The sequence below is a fragment of the Acidobacteriota bacterium genome, from assembly GCA_028875725.1.
GTDB lineage: Bacteria > Acidobacteriota > Thermoanaerobaculia > Multivoradales > Multivoraceae > Multivorans.
The window spans coordinates 643,334-657,152 of the sequence record JAPPCR010000015.1; the positions used below are offsets into that span (position 1 = coordinate 643,334).

At 67.8% G+C, this 13,819-nt stretch carries 11 protein-coding genes and 1 pseudogene; 5 read left to right on the forward strand and 7 right to left on the reverse strand.

Features of this window, described 5'->3' with window-relative positions; translation table 11 throughout:
- Positions 1–23 precede the first annotated feature (23 nt).
- Both OXI49_14170 and OXI49_14175 read right to left on the reverse strand, forming a co-directional pair.
- Positions 24–1,397, reverse strand: a complete 1,374-nt coding sequence (locus OXI49_14170) for an MFS transporter (GenBank protein ID MDE2691659.1) — start codon at positions 1,395–1,397, stop codon at positions 24–26.
- Complete coding sequence (locus OXI49_14175) at positions 1,394–2,929, reverse strand: amidohydrolase family protein (GenBank protein ID MDE2691660.1); 1,536 nt, start codon at positions 2,927–2,929, stop codon at positions 1,394–1,396. Before OXI49_14175 ends, OXI49_14170 begins: the two co-directional genes overlap by 4 nt.
- Positions 2,930–3,000: 71 nt before the next feature.
- On the opposite strand from OXI49_14175, the gene OXI49_14180 reads away from it, so the two are divergent.
- The 3 genes from OXI49_14180 to OXI49_14190 are packed head-to-tail and all read left to right on the forward strand — an operon-like array spanning position 3,001 to position 6,952.
- A complete protein-coding gene (locus OXI49_14180; GenBank protein ID MDE2691661.1) occupies positions 3,001–4,191 on the forward strand; it encodes a membrane dipeptidase in 1,191 nt (396 codons plus the stop codon).
- The gene (locus OXI49_14185) at positions 4,188–5,789 is read left to right on the forward strand and encodes a serine hydrolase (GenBank protein MDE2691662.1); all 1,602 of its coding nucleotides are present in this window, start codon (positions 4,188–4,190) and stop codon (positions 5,787–5,789) included. The genes OXI49_14180 and OXI49_14185 overlap by 4 nt, the downstream gene beginning before the upstream one ends.
- Before the next feature lie 23 nt (positions 5,790–5,812).
- Positions 5,813–6,952: a hypothetical protein gene (locus OXI49_14190; protein MDE2691663.1), complete on the forward strand. Its 1,140-nt coding sequence runs from the start codon at positions 5,813–5,815 to the stop codon at positions 6,950–6,952.
- A gap of 141 nt (positions 6,953–7,093) precedes the next feature.
- Here OXI49_14190 and OXI49_14195 read toward each other — a convergent pair whose 3' ends face one another.
- The 4 genes and pseudogenes from OXI49_14195 to OXI49_14210 all read right to left on the reverse strand — a co-directional run bounded on the left by OXI49_14195 (position 7,094) and on the right by OXI49_14210 (position 9,667).
- On the reverse strand, positions 7,094–7,837 hold the full coding sequence (locus OXI49_14195) for a hypothetical protein (protein ID MDE2691664.1): 744 nt from the start codon (positions 7,835–7,837) through the stop codon (positions 7,094–7,096).
- A 14-nt stretch (positions 7,838–7,851) separates the two neighbouring features.
- The gene (locus OXI49_14200; protein ID MDE2691665.1) at positions 7,852–8,820 is read right to left on the reverse strand and encodes an aldo/keto reductase; all 969 of its coding nucleotides are present in this window, start codon (positions 8,818–8,820) and stop codon (positions 7,852–7,854) included.
- A gap of 43 nt (positions 8,821–8,863) precedes the next feature.
- A complete protein-coding gene (locus OXI49_14205; protein MDE2691666.1) occupies positions 8,864–9,151 on the reverse strand; it encodes an NAD-binding protein in 288 nt (95 codons plus the stop codon).
- Positions 9,152–9,235: 84 nt separating this feature from the next.
- Positions 9,236–9,667: pseudogene (locus OXI49_14210) on the reverse strand (NAD(P)-binding domain-containing protein).
- Between the two features lie 89 nt (positions 9,668–9,756).
- On the opposite strand from OXI49_14210, the gene OXI49_14215 reads away from it, so the two are divergent.
- Positions 9,757–10,593, forward strand: a complete 837-nt coding sequence (locus tag OXI49_14215) for an SDR family oxidoreductase (GenBank protein MDE2691667.1) — start codon at positions 9,757–9,759, stop codon at positions 10,591–10,593.
- 103 nt (positions 10,594–10,696) lie between these two features.
- On the opposite strand, the gene katG is transcribed toward OXI49_14215, so the two are convergent.
- Positions 10,697–12,895, reverse strand: a complete 2,199-nt coding sequence (gene katG, locus OXI49_14220; GenBank protein MDE2691668.1) for a catalase/peroxidase HPI — start codon at positions 12,893–12,895, stop codon at positions 10,697–10,699.
- Between the two features lie 166 nt (positions 12,896–13,061).
- On the opposite strand from katG, the gene OXI49_14225 reads away from it, so the two are divergent.
- Positions 13,062–13,817, forward strand: a complete 756-nt coding sequence (locus OXI49_14225; protein ID MDE2691669.1) for a DUF1499 domain-containing protein — start codon at positions 13,062–13,064, stop codon at positions 13,815–13,817.
- Positions 13,818–13,819: the final 2 nt, after the last annotated feature.

Sequence of the window (13,819 nt, forward strand, 5' to 3'; positions counted from 1 at the left end):
GCGCGGGCCGACCGACGCTCCCCTCAATCCACCTCCCACTTCCCCGCCTCCTCCATCGCCTTCCGGTACGCGGACAGGCAGTACCAGAAGAGCAACGCGCCCGCCGGCTTGAAGATCGCCTGCATCGTGGCGAGCGAGTAGTGGACCTTGCCGTCGTCCTGGAAGAGGAAATCGGTGAAGGCGGCCAGTGTGCTGGTGCCGAAGGCCATGCCGATGAAGCTGGTCAGGAAGATGTAGAAGGCCGTGGCCTGGCCGCGCATCTGGTTGGGCGTGATCGGCTGGAACGCTGCCGCCATCACGCCGAGGTAGGCGCCCGAGAAGATCATCCCGGGGATCAGCACCAGCAGGGTGAGCGTGGCGCTGCCCACGAGCGGCGCCGCGACCGAGGGCGGCGTGGCGATCAGGGTCGTCGCCAGCAGGGTGCGCACGTAGGCGTCCCTGTAGCCGCGCGCCGCAAGGCGGTTGGCGATCCAGGGCGCGACCATGATGCCGACGACCCCGGTGATGATCGAGATCGTCCCGTAGCTCGTTCCGGCGTCCCCGCGGCTCAGGCCGTAGTTGCGCACGAGGAACTCCGGGTACCAGGCGGAGGACCCGTAGCCGGCCATCGCCAGCATGGACGAGCCGATGAACAGCGGCAGGTAGACGCGCTTGCGCTCCCAGATGAACCTGACGAACTCGGAAACCGGCAGATGCTCCCTTCCGCTCCGTGAAACCGCCAGCTCCTTGCGCTGCGGCTCGACCATCGTCAGCAGCAGAACCGCCAGCAGAACCCCGGGCAGACCGACCGTCACCAGCGTCGCCTGCCAGGGTTGCAGCGTCCCGATCACCGGCAGGTCGATCGGACCGATCCGTGTGTAGTAGTCGATCAGCAGGCCGCCGATCACCAGGGCGAAGCCGCCGCCGACCCGCACGCCCGTCTTGTAGAAGGACATCGCGTAGCCGAAATGGGCCGGGCGGAAGCTGTCGGTGATGATCGAGTAGGCGGGCGGTGCGAGCCCGGCCTCGCCCGCGCCGACCGCCATCCGCGAAGCGAACAGTTGCGCCACGCTGTTGGCCAGCCCTCCCGCCGCCGTCGCCAGACTCCAGAAGGCGACGCTGGCGGCGACGATGACCCTGCGCGAATAGTGGTCGGCGAGCCGGCCCAGGGGAAAGCTGGCGAAGCTGTAGACCAGCGCGAACGCGGCGCCGGCGAGCAGGCTGTACTGGAAGTCGGTGATTCCGAACTGGTCGCGGATCGGGCCGACCAGGAGGGAGAGGATGTTGCGGTCGAGAAACGACAGCACGTAGGCGAGGAACAGGAGGACGACGCCGTAGTTGGCGGCGCCGAGCGACGGGTAGCCGGCGGCCTGCTCCGCCGACCCGGCTTCGCCCGCGGTCCTGGTGTCGACGGTCAACGCGCGAAGCGACCGACGATCGGGCGACCGGGGCTGACTCCCTCCACGGTCTCACCGTCGCGCACGACGAACACGCCGTTCACCATCGTGTGGACGATGCCTTCCGAGAACGAGAGCCCGCCTTCGAAGGTGGCGGTGTCGATCACCGTCTCCGGGTCGAACACCACGATGTCCGCGTCGGCGCCGACCTGGATTCGTCCCTTGCGCCTCATCTGATCGGACATCGACGCCACCCGGTCCGCCGGGAGCAGGCTCATTTTCAACAGGGCCGTCATCAGGTCGAGCGTGCCCCGCTCGCGCACGTAGCGCCCGAGAATCCGGGAGTAGGTGCCGGCCGTCCGCGGGTGCGCGCCCGGGGCGTAGGGCATGCCGTCCGAAGCGACGATCACCCAGTCGTTGTCCAGGGCCGTCTCGATCCACTCCTCCTTCATGAAGTGGAGGATCACCGTTCCCCCCTCGCGGCGGTACCGCTCGAAGGTCTCTCTCGTCAGCCTCTCCCCGGTCTCCTCCCACTGCAGGTCGCCGTAGTCGATCTGCAGGCGGTCCTGCCAGCCTTCGTCGAAGATGGACGACTCGAGACTGGTCGAGCCGGCGGTGTAGGGGTACGCCTCAGTCGTCACGTCGAGCCCCAGCCGGCGCGCGCCGCCGATCATGTCGAGGACCGTGTCGATCTCTCCCAGCGCCATGCTGTTCACGTGGACGATGTGCAGCGGCGCCCCGGTCCCGACCGCGTTGGCCAGGACTTCCTGCATCGCGTCGATGCTCATCGAGCGCACGTGCGTGTGGATGGTGGCCCGCTTCTCGCCGGCGAACCGGAAGACCTCGAAGATCTCCCTGCGGCTGGCGCCTGGGTAGTACTGGGTCGCCATTCCGATGCCCAGGCCGCCCTGCTCCAGCCCGTGCTGCAGATGCTCCAGCATGGCCGGGAAGCGCTCGGGCGGCAGTTCCGAGTAGTACGTCCTTTGCGCGGCATCGCGCATGGAGTCGAGCGGTTCGTCCTCGGCGCCGGCAGCCGCGAAGGCCGCCGCGAGGTCCGCACGTTCCTCCTCCGGGACGATCTCCAGGCCTCTCAGGGCGCCGTGGTTGACCGTGGCGCCGTAGTTCACGAGCGACCTGCCGCGTCTCGACTCCAGGAACGACCCAACGTCCGGCACGCCCCATTCGAGCTCCAGGGCCGTGGTGACGCCGTCCCGCGCCTGGTACTCGTGGGCCCGCGGACCCTGACCGTGGGCGTGGAGGTCGACGAAGCCCGGCGCCAACACCAGCCCGGCCGCGTCGATCAGGACGCCTCCGTCGGCGAGCGAGTCCGCGAGGGACTCTTCGGTGAGGGCGGCGATCACGTCGCCCCGGATGCCCACGTTCCTGACCTCGTCGAGCCTCCTCTCGGGGTCGATGACGCGGGCGCCCTGGAAGACGACGTCGAACTCCTGCGGGTCGGCTTCGCCGCTCCCGTCTGTGGCGGGGTTGCAGGCGATGAGAAGCGCGGCGAGAAACGGGGCCGCTCTTGCTACAGATGACCGATCCAGAACCACGAAGCGTCGATGGTATACACCCTTCTGCACCGTAGCCCCTACGTCGGACTCTCGATCACGGAGTGGTGACCATGCCAAAGGCAACACCGCGTACCCGCCTGTCACGCCGAACTCTGCTCGGGCAAGGCGCCGGGGCGGGCGCTCTCCTCGCCGCGTCGACGCTCGGGGCGCCATACCTCGCCTTCGGCAGGCACAGGCTGTTCGCCCAGAGCGAGGAGCGGTACTCGACGCGGGCAGTCGACCTGATGGGCGACTCGCTGGTCATCGACATGCTGAGTCCCCTCACGCTCGCGTCCTCGACCATGCGGGCCTGGTACGGCAACCCGGAGAACATCCCCGAGTCGTTCTGGGACGATCTCGACCGTTCCGGGATCGACGCCGTTCTCGACGCCGTGGGAACCGGCCCCTTCGGCGCCAGGGAGTCCGTCCTGGAGCGGGTGGCGGGAGTCAACGGCGTCGTCGCGCACAACGGACACCGGATGCTCCGCGTCTCTCGAGCCGCAGACCTCGACGAGGCGGCTCGAAGCGGCCGCTTCGGCATGATCTTCGGCGTGCAGAACGCCGATCACTTCCACTCGCTGGAGGACGTCGACTACTTCTACGGGCTCGGCCAGCGCGTGTCGCAGTTGACCTACAACGCCCGCAACCTGATCGGCACCGGAGCGACCGACCGGATCGACGGCGGCCTGTCGAACTGGGGAGTCGCGATCATCGAGCGGATGAACGACGTCGGGATGGCCGTCGACGTGTCCCACTGCGGCGACCGCACGTCGCTCGACGCCTTCGAAGCCTCGAAGAAGCCCGTCCTGGTCACCCACTCGAACGTCCGGGCGCTCGCGGACGGTCACGTCCGCTGCAAGCCGGACGAGGTCATCGACGCGGTCAAGGAGGCCGGCAGCGTCTTCGGCGTGACGAACATCCGGATGTTCGTCAAGGCCGACGAGCCGACGACCGTCGAGCACTATCTCGACCACTTCGACTACCTGACGAAGCGGATCGGCGCCGAGCACGTGGGCATCGGCAGCGACATCGACCTCTACGGCTACGACGACATGCCGAAGGCGGACTACGAGCGGCTCAAGGCCGCCTACCAGCAGGGCAAGTACCGTTTCCGGGACCAGATCGACATCCCGGAGGTGGCCCACCCCCAACGGGTCTTCGACCTCACCGAGGGCCTGATCCGACGGGGCTACACGGACCCCGACATTCGGGGCATCCTCGGCGGCAACTTCCGCCGGGTTCTGGAGGAGATCTGGGGATGAGAGCGTCAACCTCAAGCACGTGGCGATCGTGGCCGCTTGGCTGCCGAGCTCCGAGGGCGGCGGTTAGACACATCGTCCTGGCGGCTCTCGCCGTCACGTTCGTCGCCGTCCCGCTGTGGTCAGACACCGTCGACGAGCGGCTCGACGGTTTCGACCCGTGGGTCGAATCGATCATGCAGGAGTGGAAGGTCCCGGGCCTCGGCGTGGCGATCGTCGAGGACGGCAAGACCGTGTTCGCCAAGGGCTACGGCTGGCGCAACGTCGAAGAGAAGCTGCCCGTGACTCCCGACACGCTCTTCGCCATCGGCTCCAACACGAAGTCGTTCACCGCCACCCTGCTGGCGATGCAGGTGGACGACGGCACCCTCGCCTGGGACGATCCGATCCGGACGGTGCTCCCCGAGTTCCGGCTCCACGATCCGGCGGCGACCGACGAGATGACCGCCGTCGACCTGCTGAGCCACCGCTCGGGCCTGCCGCGTCACGACCTGTACTGGTACGCCACGGGCAGGAACCGCTCGGAGCTGCTGGCGGGCCTTCACCACCTGGAGCCTTCCGCCTCCTTCCGGAGCAGGTATCAGTACCAGAACCTCATGTTCATGACCGCCGGCATCGTCTCCGAGCGGATCGGCGGCAAGTCCTGGGAGGAACTGGTCCAGGAACGCGTCCTCACCCCGCTCGGCATCGATCGGGCCACCTTCTCGGTGATCCGGATGCAGGAGGACGACGACTTCTCCTACGGCTACGGCGCGGACGAGGAGATCGAGCGGGTGCCCTTCCGCAACATCGACGCGATCGGACCGGCCGGATCGATCAACATGTCGGCCCGCGACCTCGCCGCCTACGTCCGGTTCCATCTCGCCTACGGCAAGGTCGGCGACGAGCAGCTCCTGAAGGAGGCCTCAGCGAGGCTCATGCAGCTACCCCAGATGGTGCTGACCGGCCCGCTCCAGCAGCGTTTGCAGAACGGCCCGGAGATCGGCGATCCCACCTACGGGCTCGGCCTCATGGTGAGCACCTACCGGGGCCGCAAGCACATCAGCCACGGCGGCGGCATCGACGGCTTCATCTCGGCGATGGAGTGGCTGCCCGACGACAAGATCGGCGTCATCGCACTCTCCAACACGTCGCACACCGGAACCGTGCCGGCGCTCGTCGTGCGCAACGCGTTCGACCGCATGCTCGGTCTCGAGCCGATTGACTGGGCCGGCCGGGCCCGCAAGCAGATCGCGGAAGCTGAGGAGAAGGCCGAGGAAGCGAAGAAGAAGGACCTCGCGGCCGCGGTGGCGGACACGAGCCCCTCCCACCCACTCGCGGATCACGCCGGCGAGTACGAGCACGAGGGCTACGGCAAGGCCTCCGTCCGCACGGACGGGGACGGCCTCGTCCTCGAGGTCGCCGGCATCGAGTTCCCGCTCCGGCACTACCACTACGACGTGTGGAGCGTCCCCTACGACCTGCCGGCCAGCTCGCCCGCGTCAGGCCGCGGCGGTGCCAAGGTCCGCTTCGACTACGGCAACGACGGGAAGATCAACGTCGTGGCCGTGCCGCTCGAGCCGTCCGTCTCGCCCATCCGCTTCCTGCGCGCCGGCGACTGATCTAGCGGTAGACGGCGTCGGTAATGCCAGGCAGGGCGCCAACCCGTTTCCACACCCTGCTTCTGCCGGCGATCATCGCGCAGTCGATGATCATCGGCGGCGGCTACGCGACGGGGCGGGAGGTCGTCCAGTACGCCGGCCGCTTCGGCAACTGGGGCTGGCTGTCGGTCGCGATCATCGCCGTCTGCTTCTCGCTCGTCATGGCGCTGGCCTTCGAGCTGGCGCGGCTGGCCGGCGCGTACGACTACAAGGCCTGGAGCCGGAACCTGGTCGGGCCGTTCTGGTGGCTCGTCGACCTCCTCTTCCTCAGCATGATGCTGTTGGTCATCGCGGTCATGACGGCGGCCATCGGCGAAGTCCTCCAGCAGACCCTGGCGTTTCCGAAGCCGCTCAGCCTGATCCTGGCCCTGGCATGCGTCGGCTTCCTCACCTGGCGCGGGTCCGGCTTCATCGAGCGGGCGAAGACCTGGGGCAGCGCGGCCCTGTACCTGGGCTACTGCGCGTTCTCGGTCCTCGTGCTGACCGCGCCCGTCGGCGACACTGCCGCGCCGCCACCGCCCGGCTCCGAGGCCGGAGCGGGAGAGGTCGTCATCACGGCCGTCCTGTACGTCGCCTACAACGTCGCCGTCGTGCCGGCCGTCCTCTTCTGCCTGCACCGCCAGACCCGGCGCAGCGAGACCTTCGCGTCCGGGATCCTCTCCGGCCTGGCGATGACGATTCCGTTCGCCCTGACCCTGGCCTGCCTCCTCCGGTTCCCCCATGCCTCCGTGATGGAGGCGGAGGTGCCCTGGCTGCGACTGATCGGAACCGCGGCCGACGGACGCGCCGGCGGCGCGACCCTCTGGATTGCCCTCTTCGGACTGGTCGCCGGCTGGACGCTGATCGAGACCGCGGTCGGCTCGATCCACGCGCTGCTCCATCGCGTCGAACGCAACCTGGGCGACCTGCCGCGCCGCTGGAGGCCCGCCTCCGGCGCGCTCACGCCGAGGCAGAAGGCGCTGACCGCCGTCCTCGTCCTGGCGGCCGCCGCCGGCCTTTCCACCATCGGCATCATCGACCTCGTCGCCAGGGGCTACGGCACCCTCGCCTGGGGCTTCATCGCCCTGATCGTGCTGCCGCTCTTCGTCGTCGTGCCGTACCGGGCGTTCAAGACATCGGCCTGAGCCCCACACTGGGTGCGCCGGCGTGTCATCCGTGCGCCCGATGACGGGCGCACGGACTGTGACGCGCGTGGCGCGGACCGCGCCACACGGGTTCCCGCCGGCATTCGGCGCGTAGCGCCGGCTTCTGGGCTTCCGCCGCGCCTAGCGAACGGACTGAACGAACACGCTGGTCGTTCTTTCGAGCCCCTCCCCAAGGGCGGCCATGACCGCCGCGTAGAACCCCGCGATGCCGAGTCCCTTCCACTTCGACACTCGAGCCACTACCCCGATGCCCAAGCCAAGCAGAATCAACGTCCAAAGGGAGACGGCGATGCTGGCGGCCCCCTCGAGCAGCGCCCCGACGGTCGTGTGAAGTGCAGGATTGGAGAAATCGAGTTCGAATCCCGAAGACGCCTCGGGTAGCTCAAGCGCCCGACGGCCCTTCGACAGCAAGTAGCTGAAGAGGTCGCCCAGGCGACCGACCACGTAGACGTGGACCATCAGCGAGAACAACGTCAGGAAAGGTAGTTTGGCTCCGAAGACGAGTGACAGCCGCCAGACCAGTAGAGCCTCGATCGGCAGTGCAATCAGTACGGCCGCGGCCATGACCGTGCTGGGTCCGTAGAGGTTCACGGCCGACTCCCCGCCTCCCATGATGGCAGCCAAATCCCGCTGCCCGAGCACCGTCCTAAGGGCGAGGACCGCCAGGATCACCGCGAGGGCTGCAACCCACGGCCGGCGCTCGCGGATGATCTCGAAGCTGGTCCGCGGAAACGCGACGATCCCTACCAGAGCTCTCACCCCCGCTAAGCCACCGACCACAGCCCCCGTGTCCGGAGTGGGCGCTTCGTCTGCCTCGGTCCCGGTCGAGGCATCTGCATTGGTTGGCTTCTGATCCTCGACCATCGCGAGGTCCCAGACTAGAACAGGTTCGCCCGCGGCGTGTACACCTCTTCGAGCCGCTTCTTCTCCTCGGCGGTCAGCTCGACGTCGAGCGACGACACTGCCTCATCGAGGTGGCTCATCTTCGTGACGCCGACGATCGGCGACGCGACGACGGGATTGGCCAGGACCCAGGCCATCGCGACCTGGGCCCGGGACACGCCCTTGTCCCGCGCCACCTCGCCCAGCCGATCAACGATCGGCCGGTCCTTCGCCTCGTCGAAACGTCTCGCCATCATCGGGTCGCTCTGCGACCGGCGCGTGGTCTCGTCCCAGTCGCGGGTCAGCAGCCCCCGGCCCAGCGGGCTCCACGGGATCGTCCCGATGCCCTGATCGGCGCAGAGCGGGTGCATCTCGCGTTCCTCTTCGCGCTGGAGGAGGCTGTATTGGTTCTGCATGCTGACGAACTTCGTGAAGCCACGCATCTCGCTGGTGTAGAGCGCCTTGCTGAACTGCCACGCCCACATCGACGAGGCGCCGATGTAGCGGACCTTGCCGGCCGTCACCGCGTCGTGCAGCGCGCCGAGCGTCTCGTCTATCGATGTCCGGTCGTCCCAGCGGTGAATCTGGTACAGGTCGATGTAGTCGGTTCCCAGACGGCGCAGCGACGCATCGAGCTCGGTCATGATCGCCTTGCGCGAGAGCCCCCGCGCGTTGCGCCCGCGGCGAACCGGGAAGTAGACCTTGGTCGCGATGACCACCTCGTCGCGGTTCGCCATGTCCCGCAACGCCCTGCCCGTGATCTCCTCGCTCGAGCCAATCGAGTAGGCGTTCGCCGTGTCGAAGAAGTTGATGCCCAGATCGAGCGCCTTCTCGATGATCGGGCGGCTGGCGGCTTCGTCCAGGCTCCAGTCGTGAGCTCCCGGCGACTCTTCGCCGAAGCTCATGCATCCGAGACAGATCCGGGACACCTCGAGACCGGAACTGCCCAACTTCGTGTACTTCATCCCAGATTCCTCCAAACGGCCCTCAGAGTCGAAGGCCGTATCTTCAGGCCTCCGGCTGACCGGAGTCCAGACTCGCCCTCACCAGCGGCGCCTCGACGTCGAACTCCCTGGCGACATCCAGGCACAGGGACAGATCCTTGACCGGCATCGCCGGCCAGGTCACGCGCCGCCGGGGCATCGGGAAGTTCTTCGAGACGAAGCTCCGGCCCGTCGACACGTTCAGGATCTCCATGAACCGGTCCAGTTCCATGCCGTAGGCGCCGACAACCTCGCGCACCTCCTGCACGAGCGCCCAGGTGCCAAGCGCGATCGCGTTGTTGCCAATCTTCATCGCCTGACCGGCGCCGACGCCGCCGCAGTGCATCGTCGTGCCGAGCACGTCGAAGGCCTCACGGCACCGGTCGATCGTGGCCGCGTCGCCTCCGGCCATCAGGGTGAGCGTACCCTCCCTGGCGCCGGCCACGAGCCCGCTGACCGGGCAGTCGATCACGTCCACCCGTTGAGATGCCACCTCTCTCGCGAGTGCCTGGCAGTAGACCGGCGACATTGTGCTCATGACCACGACGATCGCGCCCTCACGCAGAGTGCTCAACGCTCCGTCTTCACCGCACAGCACGCGGTCGGTCTGCTCCTCGTCCCAGACGATCGTCATCAGGATGTCGGCGTGTTCGCCGACTTCGCGCGGCGTCCCAAGCTCTTCGATCCCCTTCGCCGCAAGCCGCTCGATCGCGTCGCGGCTGCGGTTGATCGAGCTGACGACCCGAAAGCCGGCATCGAGCAGGCGGGCCGCCATCGGCTCCCCCATGGCGCCGAGTCCTATGAAACCGATCGTGGGTCGCTGCATTGTTCGTGTACTCCTCGTTCTGGCGTTCGTGGTCTACCATTCTGCCGCTTTACTGAGTCGCCAACCAGAAACCCCAAGGGAGATCCAGATAGATGACAGACCGCACCGTACTCATCACCGGCTGCTCGAGCGGCTTCGGCAAGCTGGCAGTCCACACCTTCCGAGCCAACAGCTGGAACGTCGTGGCCACGATGCGCTCGCCGGAGAAGGAAGCGGAGCTCACGGGCCTCGAAGGCGTCCTGGTTACAAGGCTCGACGTCAAGGATCCGCGGAGCATCGACGCCGCCTTCGAGCAGGGCACCGCCGCGTTCGGCCCGATCGACGCGGTCGTCAACAACGCCGGCTACGGCAGCAACGCGCTCTTCGAGCAGTCGCCCGATGCCTCCGTCCGCGACATCTACGAGACGAACGTGTTCGGCCTGATGAACGTGATGCGCCGCGCCCTGCCCGACATGCGGAAACGGGGCTCCGGCTGCATCGTCAACGTGACGTCGATGGGGGGCCTGATGGGCCTGCTCGGCAACTCCGTCTACTCGTCGTCGAAGTTCGCCGCCGAGGGACTCACCGAGGCGCTCGCGCTCGAGTACAAACCGCTCGGCATCCGCGTCGTTTCCGTCGCGCCCGGGGCCTACCTCACCACCGCGTTCGGCTCCAATACGGACAACTACGTCGAGTCCGGCGACTCCCAACTCGTCGAGCACTCGCGGAAGCTCCGCGACCACTTCGCCGCGATCGTCGGAGACGGTGAGCCGCAGGACCCGCAGGAGGTGGCGGACAAGATCTTCGAGTGCGTGACCGCGGACGATGTCGCGGTGCACAACCCCGTCGGTGCCGACGCGGAGCGGCTCAGCGGTCTGATCGACAGCCTGCCGTCGCGCCAGACGTTCGTCGCCGCGATGGAGCAGATGCTGCTGCCGCCGGCCGGCTAACGGCTAGCCAGGCGTCAGTCTCGGAAACAGCTCCCCCGAGGTGGCGATTCTGCATTTCAAATGCACAATCGCCACCTTACGGCTCCCCTGCCGGAGCACCTGATCAGGCGAGGTCGAACCGGTCCAGGTTCATCACCTTGTTCCAGGCCGCCACGAAGTCGCGCACGAACTGCTCCTGCGAGTCGTCGCAGGCGTAGACCTCAGCGATCGCCCGGAGCTGGGAGTTCGAGCCGAAGACGAGGTCGACCGCGCTGCCGGTCCACCGGACCTCGCCGGTGCCGCGATCGCGCCCCTCGAAGACGCCCTCGGCATCGGCGCTGGCCTGCCAGTCGGTTGCCATGTCGAGGAGGTTAACGAAGAAGTCGTTCGTCAGCGTCCCTGCCCGCTCCGTGAAGACGCCGAGTTCGGACCCGCCGGCGTTCGCCCCCAGGACGCGCAGGCCGCCGACCAGCACCGTCATCTCGGGAGCGGTGAGCGTCAGCATCTGCGCCCGGTCGACGAGCAGCGCTTCCGCGGGTCTCGCATGTCCGTTGCCGAGGTAGTTGCGGAACCCGTCCGCGGTCGGTTCGAGCACGGCGAAGGACTCCACGTCGGTCTGCTCCTGGACCGCGTCGGTCCGACCCGGCGAGAAGGGCACGGCGATCTCGCTCCCCGCGCTCTTCGCCGCCTCCTCCACGGCCGCGCAGCCACCGAGGACGATCAGATCGGCGAGCGAGGCCCACTTGCCGCTGGACTGTGAGCCGTTGAAGTCGGCCTGGATCGCCTCGAGCGCCTGCAGGACCTCACCCAGTTGCGCCGGGTCGTTGACCGCCCAGTCCCTCTGGGGCGCGAGCCGGATGCGGGCGCCGTTGGCGCCGCCGCGCTTGTCGGTGCCCCGGAAGGTCGACGCCGACGCCCACGCGGTCGAGACCAGCGAGGAGACGGAGAGTCCGGAATCGAGGATCCGGCTCTTGAGTTCGACGACGTCGTCATCGTCGATCAGCTCGTGGTCGACATCGGGGACCGGGTCCTGCCAGATCTGCGGCTCGGCGGGCACCCATGCTCCGACACAGCGGCTGCGCGGACCCATGTCGCGGTGGGTCAGCTTGTACCAGGCCCTGGCGAACGCGTCCGCGAACTCGTCCGGGTGCTCATGGAAGCGCCGCGCGATCGGTTCGTAGATCGGGTCGAGCCTGAGCGACAGGTCCGTGGTCAGCATCATCGGCGCGTGCCGCTTCGCCGGATCGTGCGCATCGGGCACCGTACCGGCGGCCGCCTCGTCCTTCGGCGTCCACTGGTACGCGCCGCCGGCGCCCTTCGTCAGTTCCCACTCGTAGCCGAACAGGTTCTCGAAGAAGTTGTTGTCCCACTTCGCCGGCTCGGTGGTCCAGGCGCCTTCCAGGCCGCTGGTGATCGTGTCGCCGCCCTTGCCGCTGCCGAACGTGTTCCGCCAGCCCAGGCCCTGCTCCTCGAGACCGGCGCCCTCGGGCTCGACGCCGACGTGCTGGCCCGCGTCGGCCGCGCCATGCGCCTTGCCGAACGTGTGCCCGCCGGCGATGAGCGCCACGGTCTCCTCGTCGTTCATCGCCATGCGGCGGAACGTCTCGCGAATGTCGCGCGCCGCGGCGACCGGATCAGGCGTGCCGTTCGGCCCCTCCGGATTCACGTAGATGAGGCCCATCTGCACGGCGCCCAAGGGATTCTCGAGCTCGCGGTCGCCGGTGTAGCGCTCGTCACCGAGCCAGGTGCCCTCGGAGCCCCAGTAGATGTCCTCTTCGGGCGCCCAGACGTCCTCGCGTCCGCCCGCGAAACCGTAGGTCTCGAAGCCCATCGATTCCAGGGCGCAGTTGCCGGTGAAGATCATGAGATCGGCCCAGGAGAGCTTCCGGCCGTACTTCTGCTTGACCGGCCAGAGCAGCCGCCGCGCCTTGTCCAGGCTCACGTTGTCGGGCCAACTGTTGAGCGGCGCAAAGCGGAGCGTGCCGGAGGCTCCGCCGCCGCGGCCGTCGTCGATCCGGTACGTGCCCGCCGAGTGCCACGCCATCCGGATGAAGAGCGGCCCGTAGTGGCCGTAGTCGGCCGGCCACCAGTCCTGCGAGGTGGTCATCACCTCCTCGATGTCCTGCTTCAGCTGGTCCAGGTCGACCTTCGCGAATTCCTCGGCGTAGTCGAAGTCCTCGCCCATCGGATCGGAGAGGGACGAGTTCTGGTGGAGGGCCCTCAGGTTCAACTGGCTCGGCCACCAGCGCTGATTCGCGATGGTCCCCATCGCCGTATGTCGGTCGGCTCCTGCCAGGACCGGGCACTTCGCTTCGCTCGTCACATCGTCCATCGTGGTTCTCTCCCGTCGCGTTCGTTGTCGCTTGCCAAAACCTGTGTATACACGGATCCGGAGGCGCTGAAAAGTCCCTTCGGAAGCGGCTCCGGTGCGCCTTCCTCAGCGACAATAGAATCGCCAAGTTCATCACGATCTCCGGGGAGGAGCCAGAATGACCAGCACGACCGGAACCACGTCTCGCACCTGGTCGCCCGTGGTCTGTGCCGGTGCCGGCGCCGTCGCCGTCGGCGCTCTGCTCGCGCTCGCCGCCGCCCTGGGCTACCGCACGGGCCTGCTCGGGCTCGGGATGTCCTTCACCGTTCTCCGTTGGGGCGCTCTCATCTCGGCAGGCGCGGCGGGCATCGCCTTGATCGGGACGGTTTGGGCCACGTTCCGGCGCCTGCACTGGCAGAACGTCGCGGCCGGCCTGGTGGCTGCCGCATTTGGCGCGGTTTGCTACATGGTCCCGGCAGGGCAGCAGGCTCTTGCCCGATCGGTTCCGCCGATCCATGACATCACGACCGACACCGACGATCCGCCGGCCTTCGTCGCGATTCTCCCCCTCCGGGCCGACGCCCCGAATCCTCCGGAGTACGACCCCGCAGTTGCCGCGCAGCAGCGTGAGGGCTATCCGGATCTCCGTTCGGTGATGCTGGACGTACCGCCCGCCGAAGCGTTCTCCCAGGCGCTGGCCGCAGCCGGGGCAATGGGGTGGGAACTGGTGGCTGACGACGCCGCGGCGGGACGCATAGAAGCAACCGACACGACCTTCTGGTACGGCTTCAAGGACGACGTCGTCATTCGCGTGCGCGGAGATGGCGCCGGCAGCCGCATTGACGTCCGATCCAAGTCGAGAGTGGGCCGCAGCGATGTCGGCGCGAATGCAGAGCGCATCCGTGAGTACACTGCCCGTCTCACGGGCAACTGATC